General features: G+C 64.6%; 18 protein-coding genes. 10 read left to right on the top strand and 8 right to left on the bottom strand.

Annotation, left to right across the window (positions count from 1 at the left end; all coding sequences use genetic code 11):
* Nucleotides 1–34 precede the first annotated feature (34 nt).
* From AC1DEZ_RS02065 to AC1DEZ_RS02050, 4 genes are read right to left on the bottom strand one after another with little or no spacing between them, the layout of a single operon-like run.
* Complete coding sequence (locus AC1DEZ_RS02065) at nt 35–1,270, bottom strand: dihydrolipoamide acetyltransferase family protein (RefSeq protein ID WP_476778431.1); 1,236 nt, start codon at nt 1,268–1,270, stop codon at nt 35–37.
* Nucleotides 1,270–2,292 carry an alpha-ketoacid dehydrogenase subunit beta gene (locus AC1DEZ_RS02060; RefSeq protein ID WP_441513510.1) on the bottom strand — a complete coding sequence of 341 codons (1,023 nt, stop codon included), beginning with the start codon at nt 2,290–2,292 and terminating at the stop codon, nt 1,270–1,272. The genes AC1DEZ_RS02065 and AC1DEZ_RS02060 overlap by 1 nt, the downstream gene beginning before the upstream one ends.
* Complete coding sequence (locus tag AC1DEZ_RS02055; RefSeq protein WP_476778430.1) at nt 2,282–3,310, bottom strand: thiamine pyrophosphate-dependent dehydrogenase E1 component subunit alpha; 1,029 nt, start codon at nt 3,308–3,310, stop codon at nt 2,282–2,284. The genes AC1DEZ_RS02060 and AC1DEZ_RS02055 overlap by 11 nt, the downstream gene beginning before the upstream one ends.
* Nucleotides 3,307–4,668 (bottom strand): NAD(P)H-dependent oxidoreductase, encoded by a 1,362-nt coding sequence (locus AC1DEZ_RS02050; protein WP_476778429.1) that lies wholly within the window; start codon nt 4,666–4,668, stop codon nt 3,307–3,309. Before AC1DEZ_RS02050 ends, AC1DEZ_RS02055 begins: the two co-directional genes overlap by 4 nt.
* 116 nt (nt 4,669–4,784) lie before the next feature.
* Between AC1DEZ_RS02050 and AC1DEZ_RS02045 the strand changes: the two genes are divergently transcribed.
* Both AC1DEZ_RS02045 and AC1DEZ_RS02040 read left to right on the top strand, forming a co-directional pair.
* Nucleotides 4,785–5,831 (top strand): sugar-binding transcriptional regulator, encoded by a 1,047-nt coding sequence (locus tag AC1DEZ_RS02045; RefSeq protein ID WP_476778428.1) that lies wholly within the window; start codon nt 4,785–4,787, stop codon nt 5,829–5,831.
* On the top strand, nt 5,813–6,208 hold the full coding sequence (locus AC1DEZ_RS02040) for a hypothetical protein (RefSeq protein ID WP_441513193.1): 396 nt from the start codon (nt 5,813–5,815) through the stop codon (nt 6,206–6,208). The genes AC1DEZ_RS02045 and AC1DEZ_RS02040 overlap by 19 nt, the downstream gene beginning before the upstream one ends.
* Before the next feature lie 222 nt (nt 6,209–6,430).
* Here AC1DEZ_RS02040 and AC1DEZ_RS02035 read toward each other — a convergent pair whose 3' ends face one another.
* Nucleotides 6,431–7,285 (bottom strand): LysR family transcriptional regulator, encoded by an 855-nt coding sequence (locus AC1DEZ_RS02035; protein WP_441513194.1) that lies wholly within the window; start codon nt 7,283–7,285, stop codon nt 6,431–6,433.
* A 255-nt stretch (nt 7,286–7,540) separates the two neighbouring features.
* Between AC1DEZ_RS02035 and speB the strand changes: the two genes are divergently transcribed.
* The 6 genes from speB to AC1DEZ_RS02005 all read left to right on the top strand — a co-directional run bounded on the left by speB (nt 7,541) and on the right by AC1DEZ_RS02005 (nt 13,425).
* Nucleotides 7,541–8,596 carry an agmatinase gene (gene speB, locus AC1DEZ_RS02030; protein ID WP_476778427.1) on the top strand — a complete coding sequence of 352 codons (1,056 nt, stop codon included), beginning with the start codon at nt 7,541–7,543 and terminating at the stop codon, nt 8,594–8,596.
* A gap of 32 nt (nt 8,597–8,628) precedes the next feature.
* Entirely contained in the window at nt 8,629–9,774 is a 1,146-nt protein-coding gene (locus AC1DEZ_RS02025) for an ABC transporter substrate-binding protein (protein WP_476778426.1), read from the top strand.
* A 122-nt stretch (nt 9,775–9,896) separates the two neighbouring features.
* Nucleotides 9,897–10,724, top strand: a complete 828-nt coding sequence (locus AC1DEZ_RS02020; RefSeq protein WP_441513197.1) for an ABC transporter permease — start codon at nt 9,897–9,899, stop codon at nt 10,722–10,724.
* Entirely contained in the window at nt 10,721–11,551 is an 831-nt protein-coding gene (locus AC1DEZ_RS02015; protein WP_476778425.1) for an ABC transporter permease, read from the top strand. Before AC1DEZ_RS02020 ends, AC1DEZ_RS02015 begins: the two co-directional genes overlap by 4 nt.
* Complete coding sequence (locus AC1DEZ_RS02010; protein WP_476778424.1) at nt 11,551–12,627, top strand: ABC transporter ATP-binding protein; 1,077 nt, start codon at nt 11,551–11,553, stop codon at nt 12,625–12,627. Before AC1DEZ_RS02015 ends, AC1DEZ_RS02010 begins: the two co-directional genes overlap by 1 nt.
* A 27-nt stretch (nt 12,628–12,654) precedes the next feature.
* Nucleotides 12,655–13,425, top strand: coding sequence for a creatininase (locus AC1DEZ_RS02005; protein WP_476778423.1), 771 nt, complete (start codon nt 12,655–12,657; stop codon nt 13,423–13,425).
* Between the two features lie 62 nt (nt 13,426–13,487).
* Here AC1DEZ_RS02005 and AC1DEZ_RS02000 read toward each other — a convergent pair whose 3' ends face one another.
* Together AC1DEZ_RS02000 and AC1DEZ_RS01995 are read right to left on the bottom strand one after the other, a co-directional pair.
* Nucleotides 13,488–13,742: a hypothetical protein gene (locus AC1DEZ_RS02000; RefSeq protein ID WP_476778422.1), complete on the bottom strand. Its 255-nt coding sequence runs from the start codon at nt 13,740–13,742 to the stop codon at nt 13,488–13,490.
* Between the two features lie 369 nt (nt 13,743–14,111).
* Nucleotides 14,112–14,579 carry an Lrp/AsnC family transcriptional regulator gene (locus AC1DEZ_RS01995; protein WP_476778421.1) on the bottom strand — a complete coding sequence of 156 codons (468 nt, stop codon included), beginning with the start codon at nt 14,577–14,579 and terminating at the stop codon, nt 14,112–14,114.
* A 126-nt stretch (nt 14,580–14,705) separates the two neighbouring features.
* Between AC1DEZ_RS01995 and AC1DEZ_RS01990 the strand changes: the two genes are divergently transcribed.
* Both AC1DEZ_RS01990 and AC1DEZ_RS01985 read left to right on the top strand, forming a co-directional pair.
* Nucleotides 14,706–16,184, top strand: a complete 1,479-nt coding sequence (locus AC1DEZ_RS01990) for an NAD-dependent succinate-semialdehyde dehydrogenase (RefSeq protein WP_476778420.1) — start codon at nt 14,706–14,708, stop codon at nt 16,182–16,184.
* 16 nt (nt 16,185–16,200) lie between these two features.
* Nucleotides 16,201–17,607 carry an aminotransferase gene (locus AC1DEZ_RS01985; protein WP_476778419.1) on the top strand — a complete coding sequence of 469 codons (1,407 nt, stop codon included), beginning with the start codon at nt 16,201–16,203 and terminating at the stop codon, nt 17,605–17,607.
* Nucleotides 17,608–17,698: 91 nt separating this feature from the next.
* Here AC1DEZ_RS01985 and AC1DEZ_RS01980 read toward each other — a convergent pair whose 3' ends face one another.
* Nucleotides 17,699–18,289, bottom strand: a complete 591-nt coding sequence (locus AC1DEZ_RS01980; protein ID WP_476778418.1) for an amino acid synthesis family protein — start codon at nt 18,287–18,289, stop codon at nt 17,699–17,701.
* Nucleotides 18,290–18,374 lie beyond the last annotated feature (85 nt).

Genomic DNA, 18,374 nt, shown 5'->3' with positions numbered 1-18,374 from the left:
CGGCGCCCGTTGAAGTGCCGACGGTGACGTTCAATCACAAAATGACTTCGGGGTTCTCCACCGCCTCCCGCAGGTCGGCCATGAAACGGGCGGCTGCCACGCCGTCTACGATGCGGTGATCCGAGGAAAGGGTGAAGTTCGCCATCGGCCTGAGCACGATCTGCCCATCGCGCCCGACCGGCTTGTCGAGCGTGCGCCCGATTGCGAGGATCGCTCCCTGCGGCGGGTTGATGATCGCCGTGAAGCTGTCGACGCCATACATGCCAAGATTGGAAATGGTGAAGGTGCCGCCGCCGAGCTCTGTCGGCGTCAGCGTGCGCTTCGCCATGCCGTCGCGCAGCCTGGCGAACTCGCGAGCCATGGCAGGCATGTCCATGCCGGCGGCATCGCGCAACACAGGGACGACGAGGTCGCCATCGCGTTCCATGGCGATGCCGATGTCGACGCGCTCGTGGAAGCGCGTCGCCTCGCCCTCGGCCGAGGCGTTGATGACCGGGTGGTCACGCAGGATGCGGGCGGCGATACGCGCGATCAGCACGGTGATGCTGGGCTTGGGTGCGCCGATCCGCTCATGCCGAGCCGTGAGACGGCGCAGCAGTTCGCGCGCTGTGCTCATCTCGATCTCGGAGGTGAGATAGAAATGCGGCGCCGTGCGCATGCTCTCGGAGAGCCGGTTCGCGACGATGCGTCGGATGGCGGAGAAAGGTTGCAGGCGGCCTTCGGAAGCGCTGGTGGCAGGCGTCGGCGCCGGGCGAGCCTCCTGCGTCGGGGTGCAGCAAGGCCGCTGCTCCAAATGACGCTTCACATCCGCTTCGCCGATGCGCCCGCGCGGCCCCGTGCCGGCCACTATCTTGAGGTCGAGCGCATTCTGGCGGGCGATGCGGCGGGCGAGGGGGGTCGCGCGCAGGCCCGGCGCCGCGGATTGAGCCGCAGAGGCGCCTGACGTCGGGGCCGCGCCTTCAGGGTTGGAGGTGGCAGCCGCCACGGAAGCCGCAGCGGCTGCCGGCTCGGACGGCGTGGTGGCGGCCTCACCGTCGAGGTAGATCCAGGCGACGGGCGTCCCAACCGTGATCGGCACGCCGGTCTCGAGCTTGATACCGCGGATCGCGCCGCTGGCTGGCGCCTCGACCTCCATCACGGCCTTGTTGGTGCCGATTTCGAAGATCGTGTCGCCCTGGCGGACAAGATCGCCTTCCTTGACATGCCAGGCCTCGATCGTGCCCGTCTCCATGTCCATGTCGACCTTGGGAAGGATGACCTCTACCGGCATCAGGCTTCCCCGCGACGCACGAGATTGGCTGCGGCGACGACGATGTCGTCCTCCTGCGGGACGGCGGCCTTTTCCAGCACCGGATTATAGGGGATCGGCGCATCGGCGCCGCCCAGCCGGATGATCGGCGCGTCCAAGAAATCGAAGACCTCGCTCTCGGCGATCATCGCCGAGATCTCGGCACCGATACCCATTGTCTTCACGCCCTCGTAGACCACCACGAGGCGATGCGTCTTGCGCACGCTCTCGGCAATGGTCGTGAAGTCGATCGGGCGGATCGAGCGCAGGTCGATCACCTCCGCCGAGATGCCATCGGCGGCGAGGCGCTCGGCCGCGGCCTCCGCCTTGCGGGCCATGATCGAGGAGCCGACGATGGTGACGTCCGTGCCCTCGCGGCGGATCGCCGCCTGGCCGATCGGCACGCGATAGGCCTCGGCCGGGACATGGCCCTTGGTCTTGTAGAGCAGCTTGTGCTCGAAGATCAGCACCGGGTTGGGGTCGTCGATCGCCGCGAGCAGCATGCCCTTGGCGTCATGCGGGGTGCTTGGCTGCAGAACCTTGAGACCCGGCACATGCGCGAACCAGGCTTCCAGGCTCTGGCTGTGCTGCGCGGCGGCGCCGGTGCCCGAGCCGCCGGGGAGGCGCACCACCATCGGCACGCTCGCCTTCCCGCCGAACATGAAGCGGATCTTGGCCGCCTGGTTGACGAGTTGCTCCATGGCAAGCGTGACGAAATCCGAGAACTGGATCTCCAGCACCGGCCGCATACCGGTTATCGCCGCGCCGACGGCGGCTCCGGCAATACCGAGCTCGCTGATCGGGGTGTCGATCACGCGCTCCTTGCCGAAGCGGTGGACGAGATCGCCGGAGACGCCGAAGGCGCCGCCATAGATTCCGACGTCCTCGCCGAAGAGGAAGACGCGTTCGTCGGCTTCCATCGCCTGGCCGAGCGCCTCGCGCACGGCCTCGGCATAGGATAGCTCGCGGATCTCGCTCACGGCTTCGAGGGTGTCAGAGGGCATAGACGTCACGGGTCAGGTCTTTCGGATCGGGGTCCGGGCAGGCGCGGGCGAATTCGACGGCAGCGTCGATGTCGCTCTGGGCATCCTCCTCCAGCTTCATCAGTGCCGTAGCGTCGAACCGGTCATGCGCCTTGAGCTCGTCCTCCAGGCGCCGGATCGGGTCCTGCGCCCGCCACTCCTCGATCTCCTCCTTGGTCCGGTAGAGATTGCGGTCGCTCTTGGAATGGCCGCGCCAGCGATAGGTCTTGCACTCGATCAGCGAAGGGCCTTCGCCGGAGCGGGCCCGCGCAATCGCTTCGCGCGCCACCGCCGCGACGCCGGCGAGATCGTTTCCGTCGAGGCTGTGGCCCGGCATGGCGTAGGCGGCGGCACGGTCGGCGACATTCGCCACCGCCATGGCGCGCGAGATGTCCATCGACATGCCGTATTTGTTGTTCTCGCAGACGAAGACGACCGGCAGCTTCCAGATCGAGGCCATGTTGAGTGCTTCGTGGAAGGCGCCCTCGTTGGAGGCGCCGTCGCCGAAGAAGACCATGCAGACGCGGCCGTTCTTCTGGGCCTTGATGCTCATGCCGACGCCGACCGCGATCGGCAGGCCGCCGCCGACGATGCCGTTGGCGCCGAGATTGCCGCCCTCGACATCGGCGATGTGCATCGAGCCGCCGCGGCCCTTGCAGTAGCCGGTCTCCTTGCCGAAGAACTCGGCGAACATCAGCTTGGGCTCGGCGCCGCGCGCGATGCAGTGGCCATGGCCGCGATGGGTCGAGAGGATGTAATCGTGCGCTTCGAGCGGCAGCGTCGTGCCGACAGCGCTCGCCTCCTGGCCGATCGACAGGTGCATCGTGCCGTGGATCAGGCCGCGCATATAGCTCGCCTCGGCCGCCTCCTCGAACTTGCGGATCAGGTGCATCCGGGTCAGCGCGCGGGCCACCGTCTCGTCGTCGAGGGCGGCGAGTTCGGGTCGCTGGTTGGGCCTCGGCGCGGCGCTCGCCATCTCGTCCGTCTTGCGTGCGCTCATGCCTGGGCTCCGGAGGTCAGCGCGGCGATCATCGCGTCCTGAGCGCGGCGCACCTCCACGATCTTCAAGCGCTTGTCGGGGGTGGCGTCGGCGAGCGTGATCAATTCGCCCTTGGCGACGGCCCGCGTCATGGTTGCGCCCTGCGCGAGGCCGATCGGCAGGGCCTTGCGGGCCTGCGCGTCGGCGCGGGAGAGGGCGAAGCCGCGATAGCCGTATTCGCCGATGGCATCGAGCGTCTCGCCGGCCGCGAGATCGCGCTTGGCGATGCAGCCGACCTCGGAGGTCGGCACCGGCAGCGGGCGCATATGACTCTGGTTGAAAATGACGGCGGCGGCGGCCGAGAGCGGCACTTCCAGGCTCGTCAGGTGATAGGGCCGGAAGAAGGAGTAGTAGGGCCCGGGGCCCAGATGCAGGTCGCTCATCCGTTCGCGGACGCGGGGATGGCGCATCTCGGCGACGGCGAAGACGCCGGGCGCGACGCCCTTGGCCACGGAGAAATCGACCACGCCCTTGTGCGAGAGCAGGCCGCCTTCCTCCTTAGGGCAGAAATAGTTCTGCAATTCGTCCTTCGGCGCGGCCGGGCCGTGCATGCCGGGGATGTCGGGGATGAAGCCGCAGGCGTTGGCGATGGCGACCATCTCGACCATCGTCTTCGAGCCGTCGACGAATTCGACGAGCATGCGCGGGTTCATGTTCCGGCGCGTGGCTTCCTCGACATAGTCGGCCGGCACGGCGTCGATGCGGAAGGGGTTGTTCTTGCCCTTGCCGGCGGCGACGACGGGATAACCCATGGCGCGCACGAAATTGATCAGTTCCATCGCGGCGGCGGGCTCGTCGCCGGCGCCGAGCGTATAGACCACGCCGGCCTTGGCAGCTTCGACCGCGAGATAGGAGCCGATGGTGATGTCGGCCTCGACATTCATCATCACGATATGCTTGCGCGCGGCGATCGCGGTCAGCGCGACGCGCGAGCCGGCCTCGGGATTGCCGGTGGCGTCGATGATGACGTCGACATGGGGCGAACGGCAGATCAGGTCGAGCGAGGTCGAGGCGGCGATGCGGCCCTTGCGTCTGCTGGCATCGAGCCCGGCCTCGTCGGTGACGTTATCGACTTCGCCCTTGCGCCCGGCCAGTGCGGCCGCCTCCGCGACGCGATCGGGCGCGATGTCGGCGACGGCGGCGATCTCGATGCCGGTCATCTGGGAGATCTGGACGACGATGTCTGTTCCCATTTGGCCGGCGCCGATCAAGCCGACACGAACGCGCTTGCCGGAGGCCTCCCGCAACTCGAGGGCCTCGGCCAAAGACAGGCCGGCTGTCGGCGCGCCTGGAGGCAGTTGCGTCAGAAGCGCAGCCATCGTTTCGGAATCTCCCTAAGGACATATGTTCTTTGTCTGGAACAAAAGATCGTATCTTTTGTTCTGTCAATAGCCCATATGTGCGGGCCTATTGCGTTTCGCATTGCGATGCTGCGATGTTGGCAACGAGTGCGGGGCAGCCTGGCGACGAAACGGTGGAAGACACATTAGATTCTGGACATTTCCCGCGTGAGGAGTCGGTTGCGGATGCGAAAGTTCGTGCGGCCTGGCTCTATTATGTCGAGGGGCTGACGCAGGAGCAGATCGCAGACCTTCTCGGCCTCAGCCGGATCAAGGTGGTCCGCATGCTGGCCGCGGCGCGCAGCGAAGGCCTGGTCAAGATCAGGATCGAGGCGCGCTCGGCCCGGCAGGTCGGGTTGGAGCGCGGGCTGGTCACCAGCTTCGGACTGCAGGAGGCGGTGGTCGTACCGACGGCGCGCGATCCGGCCAACATCTCGGCGCTGATCGGCCATGCCGCGGGCGTGTGGCTTTCGGACCGGCTGCAAGACAACATGTCGCTTGCAGTCGGCTGGGGGCAGACGCTGCACCAGGCGCTACGCGGCATCCAGCCGCGACAGATCGAGGCGATGTCGGTCGTGTCGCTCCTCGGAGGACTGACCCATTCGCGCAGCATCAATCCGTCCGCCGTGGCGCGCCGCGTCGCCGACATGTTCGGAGCGGATTGCTTTCAGCTCACGGCGCCGGTCTTCGTTTCAAGCCCCGAGCTACGGGAGGCGCTCTGGCGCGAGCCGACGCTACGGGACCTGATCGATCGGGCGCGTGCGGCGGACCTCGCGCTGATCAGCGTCGGCGATCTCGCCCCGGATTCGACGCTGTTCCGCGAAGCGATCCTGCCTCGTGCCGATCTGGTCTCGCTGAAGAAGGCGGGTGCCGTCGGCGACCTCGTCTGCCATTTCGTCGATGCCGAAGGGCAATTGGTCGATCACCCCGTCAACCAGCGCGTGATGGCGATCAGCCCTGCGGACCTGCGGGGTATCGGGCTGGTCGCGATCGCCGCCGGCGGCGCGCATAAGGAGGGAGCGATCCGGGCAGCCCTGCGTGCGAGCGGCGCCAAGGTCCTGATTACGGATGAAGGCGCCGCCGAAGGCCTGCTGGCCGGAAACGCCGAAGCACGACAGAGTGAATGGCGCGCACGCGCATAGAAGAGATTCGGGAGGGTTCTATGGTCAGCAATTTAGGGCAGTTCGCACAAAACTCGCTTCAGTTCCGCCCTTCAGACGTTCGCCTCATGTTGGAGCGTGTGCATTCTCACGTCGTCAAGCCGCGCATGTCGGCTGAGGAACTGCTCGAAGTCGTCCAGAGATTGGGCTTCGCAACGGTCGAGGCCTTCGGGGACAAGATCGGCCTTGAGCCGCGAACCTCTGAGAGCTGGGCTCGCTACGGCCTTTCGCGCGATGCTGCGCAATTGCTGTTGGCTCTCTTGAATTATCGCCAGCGTCTGCTCGCAGCGATGGACGACTTCGAGAAAACCACGCAAATCCCGCTGGACGGCTTCTTCGAAGACCAGCAGCTGCCCTGAACGCGAGCAGCGGAGATGCCTGCTGGCGAGAGCCTGCTGAGCGCACTGACCTGCTCGGTTTCTCGATAGTTCCGCGCTAAACGATTGAGTGGTGCCGATAATACCTGCCGCTGAGGTGCGCCGCCCGCTCCGATTGGGAACCCACCCAGTTAGCAACTGTCGTTGCGGACGACTTCGCCATGGTATCGTCCGCACCGAGCGCTTATCGGCTGCCGCCTCTCTTCAAAACTTCCTGAGGCGACTGTTCCGGGCGATGAAATCGGCGAGGTAGGAAGCCTCGCTGGACGCGGCGGAGTGAGCGTACAGCCCGACATCGATATAGGGAGACCGGGGAAAGGAACCCGAACCATCCAAGATGCGACAGTCGCTTGGCACCGTCGCGGCGATCATCGGCCCGATGCCAATTCCGACACGCACGGCGGTGATCATGGCGACCAATGTCGACGCTTCGCAGACGACGCTCCATCTGCGCTTGAGGCTCGCAAGGGCAGCCATCGTCGGCGCGCGCCACGGGCAGGATTCCGCGAACATGATGATCGGCAAGGGCGCGTCGGTCGATAGAACCAGGTCCGAGCGCGCGATCCAGTGCAGTTCCTCGTTCCAGACCAAAATCGGCTTGCGAGCGATCTGAGAGACGTCGCAGATCGTCACATCGAGCTTGTCGGCCTCGAACAGCGAGGCGAGGCGGCGGTTGGGCTCGACGATGATATCGATGTCGATCCTCGGATTCTGATCGCGGAATGCCTTGAGGATCTGGATCAGCCGCGTCGCCGCGAAATCCTCGACGACGCCGAGCCTGACCCGTCCTTCGATCTCGTCCCCCTGAAATCGCCGCCGTACCTCCTCGTTCAGGGCGATCATCTCGCGCGCGTAGGTGGCGAAAAGCTGGCCGTCTGCGGTCAGCGTCAAGCCGCGCGAGGAGCGCTCGAACAACTCCTTGCCGACCAGGTCCTCCAGCTTGCGAATCTGCATGCTGACGGCAGCCTGGGTGCGATTCAGGGTGTTCGCCGCGCCATTCACCGTGCCGATTTCGGCGGCAGTCAAAAAGGCGCGCAGGAGGTAGGGGTCGAGATTCATCGTTCACATATCATTATATTGCAGGCGCGCAGAGTCGCCTAAAGTTCCCTTGTTTCTCATATGATTACAAGATCTGGAGTGCCAGGCGCGTTCGCGTGCCTTCCGGCTCGGCATTCAGTTTTCCTTATACCCTCTCCAGTCTTTTGAGGCTATCCGGGACGGAGCCGGGGTGCCACCGTCCAGGCCAGATAATGCGTCGCTTCTCAAGGGCCGATACCCGGAAGGCGACGAAGCCCGGACGGTAAAGCGACAATCATGCCATTTGATATTCTCGACCTGGAAGATTTGCGGGCGCGCTATGGCAGCGCCGGCGGCGGCGAGATGTTCGATCCGCATTTCCGGGACGTCGCGCGGCAGATCTTTCGCGATTCCGACGGCCGCAAATGGCCCTTTGCCGATCCTGCCACCCTGCTGGATGCGCCCTTCATCGCGAATGGATTGAACCCGGACGTTCTGGAAACCTTGGATGTTGCGCTCATCGGGGTTCCGATGGATCTCGGCGTGACCAATCGCAATGGCGCCCGCTTCGGGCCGCGAGCCGTCAGGGCGATCGATCGGGTCGGCCCTTACGAACATATCTTGCGGCTGGCGCCGATGGGCACGCTCGCCGTTGCCGATGTCGGTGACGTGCCGATGAGAAGTCGCTTCGATCTGGCTGAATGCCATGCCGATATCGAAGTCTGCTACCGCATGGTGTCCGGGACGCGGGCCGTCCCGCTTTCGGTCGGCGGTGACCATTCGATGACCGGCTCGATCCTCAAGGCGCTGGGCGCAGGGCGGCCGGTGGGAATGATCCAGATCGACGCGCATTGCGACACCGCCGGTCCCTATGAAGGCTCGAAGTTCCACCATGGCGGCCCGTTTCGCGAGGCCGTTCTGGCGGGCGCCCTGGACCCGCGCCGGACGGTGCAGATCGGAATTCGCGGCGGCGCGGAATATCTTTGGGAGTTTTCCTACGCCTCGGGCATGACCGTCATCCACGCCGAGGAACTCGTCGAACAGGGCATTCCGGCCGTGATCGCGAAGGCCCGCGAGGTCGTCGGCGATGGCCCCACCTACATCACCTTCGACGTGGACAGCCTCGATCCGGCATTTGCGCCGGGGACCGGCACGCCGGAGGTGGGCGGCCTCCTGCCGCGAGAGGTCTTGCAGTTGCTGCGTGGATTCGCCGGCCTCGATATCATCGGCGCGGATGTCGTCGAGGTCGCTCCCCAATACGATCCGACCAGCAATACCGCGCAGATTGCCGCGCAGGTTCTGTTCGAGCTCCTATGCCTCATAGCACTGAAGAACGGTGAAAAACCGCAATAATAACCAGCAATCGATCAGAGGGGATTACAATAATGGATAAATTCGAAGGTCGCGGCTTCTTCAGCCGTCACGTTTCGCGCCGCTCTTTCATCAAGACGGGTGCAGCGATCGGTCTGGGTACATCTGTCTCCGCATCGCTTCGGCCGGCCCTGGCCGCGGATGATCAGGTTCTGAGCTTGCTGAGCTGGCCGGGGCACGCGGGCCCGGAGGTCGTCGGCGAGTTCGAGAAGAAGTACAACGTCAAAGTCCAGGCCAAGGAATATACCGGCGGCGAGGAGATGCTGGCGCTGCTGCAATCGTCACCGCCGGGCACTTTCGACGTCGTCCTGACCGACGCCGAATACGTCACCATGCTCGCTCAGGCCGGAAAGATCGACGCGCTCGATCCGGCCCAATATCCGCTGAACGATTTCTGGCCGCAGTTCCAGAAATTTCCGACCCATTGGAAGGACGGCAAGCTCTACTCGCTGATGAACAGCTTCGGCTATCTCGGGCTGGTGTACAACAACACGAAGATCTCGGCCGAAGAAGCCAAGTCCTACAAGATTCTCTGGGACAAGAAAGTCGCCAAGAAAGTCGGCATGTACGATTGGTATCTGCCCAATATGTCGTGCCTCAGCATGTATAATGGCAACAAGCCGCCCTCAGACCTCAATAAGGCGCAGTTCGAAAAGCTCAGCCAGACCTTGCTGTCGCTGTCGCCGCAGATGTCCGGCATCGGCCCGTGGTCGTCTGTCTTCTCCTCGCTGACCAATGGCGAGGCCTGGGTCATGCCGGGCGTCGGCGCCTGGGCAGCCATTCTCCTGCAGAAGAACGGCGTGCCCATTACGGCCACCATTCCCGACGAGGGCGCGGTGCAATGGACGGAGTCGCTTTCGATCGTCTCCTCGTCGCGGAAGAAGGATCTCGCGGTCAAGTTCCTGCAGTACCGCGCCTCGCCCGAGGGGCAGGTGAAGACGGCGACGAAATCGTCCTATGTCGCGTCGATGCCCAACAAGGCCGCCTGGGAACTGCTCAACAAGACGGATCCGAAGATGGCCGATCTGCTGGAGCATCGCCTTGATACGCGCAACGTCATGACGGAAATCACCGAGGGCAAGATCCAGATTCGCGGTTTGCCGACGCAGCAGTCCATCGAGGAATGGACCGACGTCTGGACTCGATTCAAGAACGCGTGATCGTCATGGCCGGTGGCAGCTCGCTGCCACCGGCTCGCTGTCCTTCTTTACGGGAACTCAAGACAATGCCAGGCGACGCGACCCGCGAAGGCCGCGCCAGCGGTGGAAGGAGCCTGTTCGGAGTGGCCCTCGGCGCTCCGATGCTGGTCTGCCAGATACTGCTGTTCGTTGTGCCACTCGGCTTCCTCGTCATGATGACGTTCTGGAGCGTCCGAAACTTCGCGCTTTCACCCGATTTCACCTTCGCCAACTGGAACAAGGTGCTCTCGACCGGCTATTTCTGGGACATCTATCTGCGCACGCTGCTCTATGCGCTCCTTGCCGCAGCCATCACGAGCCTCGTGAGCTTCCCGGGGGCATTTTACCTCGCCTACCGCGCTTCGGCCGGCGTTCGCCGCATCGTCGTCTTCCTGCTGATCACACCGTATTTCACCAGCTATCTCGTGCGCATCTACTCCTGGAAGATCCTGCTCACGGATCAGGGCCTGATCAATCTCGCTCTCGGCGGGCTCGGGCTCGGCCCCTTCCGGATGTACAACAACCTGTTCGGAACGATGGTAGGCTATGTCACCCTCTGCTTTCCGCTGGTCCTGCTGATCCAGTTGATCAGCCTGTCCAATGTCGACCGGCGCCTCATCGAGGCCGCCCATAATCTGGGGTGCGGCCGCCTGCGCACGGTGTTCGCGGTCGTCATCCCCTCGGCCAAGATCGGACTCGTCCTGGCCGGGACATTTGCCTTCGTCCTCGCCTTTGGCGACTTCGTCAGTCCCACCCTTCTGGGTGGCAGCAAGCCGCCGGTCCTGAGCATCCTTATGGTCGACACGGTGCGCTCGGGCTCGGATTGGCCCCGCGCCTCCGTCATCGCCATGGTCATGGTCGTGACCCTGCTGGCGGCGGGCCTCGGCGCCCTCAAGCTCGCTTACGGAAAGCAGGGAGCGGCAGCGCGATGACCAACCGTCTGATCGGCTGGGCGCTGCTCGGCTACGTCGTGCTCATGATCGCCTTCATTCTGGCGCCGATCGTCTCGAGCTTCGTTTTCTCCTTCAATGCCGGACGCTTTCCGAGCCTGCCCTGGCAGGGATTCAGCACGGATTGGTATGTCGCGGTTCTGACGGAGCCGGCCATCCGGTCGGGGCTCGCCAACAGCCTGATCGTGGCCGTGTGTTCGGCCGCGATCGCGACCGTCCTCGGCTTCACCGCTGCCTATACCGACTATCGCTACAATTTCACGGGTAAGGCGGTCTATGTGGCGCTGGCGATGCTGCCGCCAAACGTCCCGGTGATGATCCTCGGCCTCGCCATGCTGGTCTACCAGAGCCAGCTTTCCCTCGCGGGCGCCCTGCATTCGGTGATCATCGCCCATGTGATCTATTGTGCGCCCTTCGCCATGGCGCTGATTCGCCTGCGCCTGTCGCAGATGGATCCCGATCTGGAGGCGGCCGCCTGGAATCTAGGGGCTGGCCAGACACAGGCGCTACGACATGTCATCCTCCCCTTTGCGCTACCGTCGATCCTGGCCGCCTTCTTTCTGACGATGGCCGTTTCGTTCGACGAGTTCGCGATGGCCTGGTTCGTCTCCGGCTTCAACGAGACGCTGCCCGTGCGGATCCTGGTGCTGCTGCAGCGGGAGGTCAGCCCGCGGGTCAACGCGATCGGCAGCATCGTCTTCTTCGTGACCATCCTCCTGGCGCTTGTGGCGCTGGCCTTGTTCTCCTGGCGCCGGACCGGCGACCGTCCTGAGCGCTCCCCGATTTCTTCGAACAAAAGCGACGCGTGATGAACTCGCCCCTGCTCGTTCTCAATAAGGTTGAAAAGGACTATGGCGGTTTCACTGCGGTGAAATCGATCGATCTGGTCGTCGAATCCGGCGAGTTCATCGCCATCATGGGGCCCAGCGGCTGCGGCAAGACCACGACGCTGCGCATGATCGCCGGGCTCGAAGTGCCGACGGCCGGCGAGATCCGGCTGCGCGACAAGGTGTTGAACCATGTCGACCCCTGGCAGCGACAAACCCCGCTGGTCTGGCAGAGCCTGGCCCTCTTTCCCTTCCTTAACGTTCGTCAGAACGTCGAATTCGGCCTGAAGATGCGCGGGGTCGATGCCTCGGCCCGGCGCGCAAAGGCCGATGGCTGGCTCGAACGCCTCGGTCTCGGAGCCTTCGCGACGCGCCCGGTCACGCAATTGTCCGGTGGTCAGCGCCAGCGTGTCGCATTGGCCCGCTCGCTCGTCCTGGAACCTGAACTGCTGCTCCTGGACGAGCCGCTGAGCGCGCTCGATGCCCATCTCGTCGTGAAGATGCAGGCCGAATTGATCCAGCTGCAGAAACAGCTCGGCATCACCTTCTGCTATGTCACCCACAGCCAGTCGGAAGCCTTCGCCATGGCAGACCGCGTGGTGATCATGAACGGCGGAACGATCCAGCAGGTCGGCGCTCCCCGTGAGATCTTCCGCAAGCCGGCGAACCGCTTCGTGGCGGAGTTCATCGGCACCAACAACATCATCGCCGGCAAGGTTCGCACCGATGGCGGTGGCTCGATGATCGAGTCGGGCTTCGGCATCCTGCAGCTTCCGCGCAGCAGCGATCTGGCACCGGGGCGCAAGGTCGAATTGGTGATCGGCGCCGATTTCCTGACGCTGTCGCGCGAGCGTCCCGATCTGCCGAACGTCGTGCCGGTGCGCGTCCTCGGCGAGCAGTTTGTCGGCTCGGTCGTGGTGGTTCATCTCGACGCCGGCGATGAGCGCAGCCTTCGGGCTCAATTGCCCCTGCACCAGTTCGAGCAGCTTGCGCCGGCGCATGGCGAGGCACTGTTCGCCGGTTGGCAGCCGGGCAATGCCTATGTCCTCGAAACCTGATCGTCCGAGAGAATACGGGGAAATGACGTGACCAGCTTCCGAATGACCGAAATGACGTGGCTCGAATACCGCGATGCGATCGCGCGCGGCGCCACCCTGCTGGTTCCGGTCGGCGCGACCGAGCAGCACGGCCCGCATCTGCCCCTTTCAGTCGACGTCATCCTGCCGACGGCAGTGTGCGAAGGCGTAGCTGAGGGCGGCGGCTATCTCGTCGCGCCGCCGCTGGCGTATGGCTACAAATCCATGCCGCGCTCCGGCGGAGGGCAGCACTTTCCGGGCACGACGAGCCTCGATGCGGCGAGCCTGATCGCGCAGGTCAAGGACATCTCGCGCGAATTCGTACGGCATGGCGCGCGCAACATCGCGTTCATCGTTGGCCACACCGAGAATCTCTGGCATGTCAGTGAAGGATGCGATCTCGCCTACCGCGAGAACGCACGCCTCGCCGATGGCCTTCGCATTCTCAATGTCGGCTACTGGCAGTTCCTGCCCGCGGAAACCGCGACTGCCATCTTCGGCACGACGCAGATCGACTGGGACCTTGAGCACGCCGGCATCATGGAAACCTCGATGATGCTGCATCTGCGGCCCGACCTCGTCCATATGGAGCGCCTGGTCGAACATGCGCCGTCCCGCGTGCCGGGTTACGAGCTTTGGCCATACGACGTCGAAGCCGTTCCATCGGATGGCGTGCTCAACACCGCGACTGCGGCGACCGCGGACAAGGGCAAGCAATTCCTCGATGCCTATGTTTCCAGCCTGACACAGGCATTGAAGCAGGCGTTCGATCAAACTTAGAGCCGTCTGGCTTGGAGTTTGAGCGCCAGAGCGCTCTCCGGTGGTCGCGTACCCGCTCGGTGTCACCATGCGGGTACGCCCAGCGGCACGCCGGATGACTCGGCTCCGAGCTTTTTCACCGCCTGCGCGATGGTTAGACAGCAGGCTGGAAATGGAATTCCCACGACGCTCATCGGCTCGAGATAGCGGAAGGATTCCGGGGCCTGGTCGAAAGCCGTGCCCAGCATCTCCTTGACGCCGACGATCGCCAGATAGGGCGTCGTCTTGAACAGCACGATCATGTAGCTGGCGGCAGGTGCGACAACGACCTTCAGCATCTGCGGCGTCAGCACGAGCAGGTTGGTCTGCCAGCGATATAGCTGAAGTATTCTCGATCGCGATATTGCGTCGGAGGAGGCTCTCTATTTGCTCCTGGTAACGCGCGATATTCTGCGCCAGGAACGCGGCAGATAGTTGTACCCGCCCCTTATCAGATGGCATTCCATGAGCCCGTCGACGTCTCGAATGCCGGACTCGAACTTGGTGATGTCGTCGATTCCGTGGTGACCCGGTGTCACTTCGTGAACACGGTCACGCTGCTCGTTAGTTTCGCGAGGTCGAGCCTTGCTCCATAGCCCTGATATACCCCAGGATGTTGATGTCGATCCGATCGAGCTTGTCATGTCCGGCCATGAGCTGCCTTGAGCTTACGGATCGAAGGGGAGGGCGAAACTCGCCTTCACCCGGTCCATCACCACCAGAGTCTTGAAGCCCTTGATGTCGGGATTCTCGTAGAAGAACCGGCGAGTGAAGCGCTCGTAGTCCTCCATGTCCCGCGCCGTGACATGCAGCACGAAATCCGCATCGCCGGTGACATAGAAGCCGATCATCACCTCCCTGGTCGCCCGGATCGAGGCCTTGAAGCGGTCGACGATGTCGGCCCGCTCGCGCTCCAACGTCACCAGCACCAACATCGAGAGCGGCCGCCCGACGGCGCGCGGCGAGACGATGGCGACATCGGCCTCGATCACGCCGGCATCGCGCAGGCGCTTGAGGCGACGCTGGCAGGCGGTGGCGGAGAGGCCGACGCGCTCGCCGAGCTCGGCCGTCGTCAGCCGGTTGTTCTGCTGCACCGCATCCAGAAGTCTGCGATCCAGGCTGTCGAGTTCGATCATGCTGAAAACCTGCGTTGTTTTGTCGACCTAAGCCGAAAATCATCGCGAAAGCGCGTGCTTCGACGGCATGGGACGCATTCTCTGCACTAGCGTCCTCGCCACTCAATCATCGAAGCGGAGGATGTGATGCAGGGTTTATCCGCGAAAGCGCTGAAAGAGCTGAAGCGTTCCGACCTGCTGGAGAGCCGGGCCTTCGTCGATGGCAGCTGGCGCGCGGCGGACGAGCAGATCCCGGTCGTCGATCCCGCGACGCAGGAAACCATCGCGACCATTGCTTCGCTGCCGCTGGAAGCCGTTGATGAGGCAGTGGCTGCAGCCGTCGCTGCTCAGAAGCTCTGGCGCGAGACCCTGCCTGTCGAGCGCGGCCGCTTGCTGCGCGACTGGGCGGCGGCGATGCGGCGCAATGTCGACGACCTCGCCGTGATCATGACCGCCGAGCAGGGCAAGCCGCTGGCGGAATCCCATGGCGAGATCGCCTATGCCGCGGCCTTCCTCGATTGGTTCGCGGCCGAAGGCGAGCGCAGCTATGGCGAGACCATCCCGAGCCATATGCCGGGCAGCCGACTCTCGGTGCAGATGCAGCCGATCGGGGTTGCCGCCGCGGTTACGCCGTGGAACTTTCCGAGCGCGATGATCACCCGCAAGGCCGGCGCGGCGCTGGCCGCCGGCTGTGCGATGGTGGTGAAGCCCGCTCCCGAAACGCCGCTCTCGGCGCTGGCGCTGGCGAAGCTCGCCGAGGAGGTCGGCTTCCCGAAAGGCATATTCCAGGTGCTCACCGGCGAGGCCGCGCCGATGGCGCATCGTCTGCTGGCGCATGCCGAGATCCGCGCCTTCTCCTTCACCGGCTCGACGGAAATCGGCCGCCTCCTGCTCGGCCATGCCGCGCAGACAGTCAAACGCACTTCGCTGGAGCTCGGCGGCCACGCGCCCTTCATCGTCTTCGACGACGCGCCGCTGGACAAGGCGGTCATCGGCGGCATCGCGGCGAAGTTCGCGACCTCGGGACAGGATTGTCTTGCCGCCAACCGGATCTATGTCCAGCGCTGCGCCTATGAGCGCTTCGTCGCGGCCTATGCCGCGGCGACGGCCCGGCTCAAGGTCGGTCATGGGCTGGAGCAGGGCATCGATATCGGCCCGATGACGCGCCCCTCCGTCGCCGCGAAATGCCGCGAGCAAATCGCGCAGGCGCTCGCCGCGGGTGCCCGCCTCGTCGCGGGCGGGCAGGACAGCCCGCTCGGCGGCAGTTTCGTCCAGCCTGCGGTGTTGGCCGACGTTACCGACGAGATGCTGATTGCCCGCGAGGAGACCTTCGGGCCGGTCGCCGCGATCCTGCCCTTCGATACGGAGGAGGAGGTCGTCGCCCGCGCCAATGCGACCGAGATGGGGCTCGCGGCCTACCTCTACACCGAGGATCTGCGCCGGGCGATGCGCCTGACCGACCAGCTCGAATACGGCATGGTCGCGGTCAACACGCCGAAATTCACCGGCGCGCCGATCCCCTTCGGCGGCTGGAAGCAGTCCGGTCTCGGCCGCGAGGGCTCGCGCCACGGCCTCAGCGAATATCTCGAAGCGAAATATCTCTGCTTCGGCAATCTGGCAGCGTAATCAAGGAGATGAGACAATGACGATTGACGTCGCGGCGATCGGCGCGCTGGATCGCGCCAGCACCCTGCACCCCTTCACCCAGCTCAAGGACTTCGCCACCGGCAAGCTCGGCGAGCCCACCATCGTCGAGACCGGCAAGGGCATCCGTATCCAGGATGCGACCGGCCGCAGCTATATCGACGGCTTCGCCGGGCTCTACTGCGTCAATATCGGCTATGGCCGCACCGAAGTCGCCGAGGCGATCTCCCGGCAGGCCTATCGGCTGGCCTATTACCATTCCTATGCCGCCCACACGACCGACGAGCTCGCCATCCTATCCGATCGCCTCGTCAGGATGGCGCCGGGCAGGATGAGCAAGGTCTTCTACGGGATGTCGGGCTCCGACGCCAACGAGACCCAGGCCAAGCTCGTCTGGTACTACAACAACCTGCGCGGCCAGCCCCGCAAGAAGAAGATCATCTCGCGGCTGCGCGGCTATCACGGCTGCTCGGTCGTTTCCGGCTCGATGACCGGGATGAGCTTCTATCACGACCATATGGATCTACCGTTTTCCGGCATCCTCCACACCGGTGCGCCGCATCATTACTGGGGCGCGCAGCCCGGCGAGACCGAAGCCGAATTCTCGCTGCGCCTCGCCTCCGAGCTTGAGGAGCTGATCCTGCGCGAGGGGCCCGAGACGGTCGGTGCCTTCATCGGCGAGCCCGTGCTCGGCACGGGCGGCATCACGCCGCCACCGGAAGGCTACTGGTCTGCGATCCAGGCGGTTTTGCGCAAATACGATGTGCTGCTGATCGCCGACGAGGTCGTCACCGGTTTCGGCCGCATCGGCACGCCCTTCGGCTCGCATCTCTACGGTATCGAGCCGGACCTGATCACGGTCGCCAAGGGTTTGACCTCAGCCTATTTCCCGCTCTCCGCCGCGATCGTCGGCGAGAAGGTCTACAAGGTGATGGAGGAGGGCGCGGACCGCGTCGGCGCCTTCTCGCATGGCTACACCTATTCCGGCCATCCGATCGGCGCGGCAGCGGCGAATGCGGTGCTCGACATTGTCGAGACGGAGGATCTGGCGGGCAAGGCGCGCGATGTCGGCGGCTATTTCCAGGAGCGGCTGAAGGCGGTCTTCGCGCAGCTCCCGATCGTCGGCGAGGTCCGCGGCGTCGGCATGCTCGGTGCGCTGGAATTCGTCGCCAACCGCGAGTCGAAGACGCGCTTCGATCCCGCTCTCAAGGTCGGCGCCCGCATCTCCAAGGCGGCGCGCGATCGCGGGCTGATCGCCAGGGCCATGCCCCATGGCGAGATCCTCGGCTTCGCGCCGCCGCTGGTCACGACCCCCGACGAGATCGACGAGATCGTCGCCATCGCCGAGAAGGCGGTGCGGCAGGTGATGGACGAGCTTGCTCGCGACAAGGCCGCGCTCGCCTGAGATGGCGCTCCCATGCGCTCAGGCCATGAAAAAAGGGCCCGCCGATCAGGCGGGCCCTGCGAGGCGGGGAGAGTCGTCCGGCCCAGCGGCGTCAGGCGTTCACCAGCTCCCGCTTCATCTCTTCCATGTCCTGGAAGCGATCGGCGAGGCGGGGATGGGCGCGGCTGTTGTCGGCGGCGCCGATCGCGACCAGCACCTCGTCGGCGGCCGGGGCATCCGGAATCAGGAACTGGGCGGTGAGGAAGTGGGAGCGCTTGCCGGTCTCGGTCTTATGGATCATCGGCAGGGAGATGAGCGCGCCCGGTGCGTTACGCGTGTTGGTGAAGCTCAGGAAGGCCGTGCCCTTCACCGCGTCGCGGAACATGTTGCCGAAGCGCAGCGTGTGGATCAGCGCCGAGGCGTGCTCGATCTCGCCGTTGGTACCGACGGCGGCAGCCTTGCCATAGGCCTCGACCTGCTCGGCCGGCATCACGGCGACGAGGCGTTTCGTCAGCTCTTCGCCGAGCCGGGGCGCGATGCGCAGGATCTCGGGGCGCAAATTCTCGACGAATCCCTTGCCCGCCCAGGGGTTGTGCAGCACGGCGGCCACGACGACGAAGCGCACCGGCTTGTCGGCGGCCTTGCCACCCTCGATGAAGGTTTCCTCGACGAAGGTCGAGATCTTGCGAAGGCCGTAATCCATGGCGTGTCCACCTGTTGCGATCGTGAATGGATGGAGCAGCCTAACGATGCCATTCCCGGATCGTCTTCCATCGGAACGCGGGAAG

It is taken from the genome of Allobosea sp. 10L422, assembly GCF_056395345.1.
The sequence above is the reverse complement of the archived record's forward strand: the minus strand, read 5'-3'. Positions and strand labels throughout refer to the sequence as shown.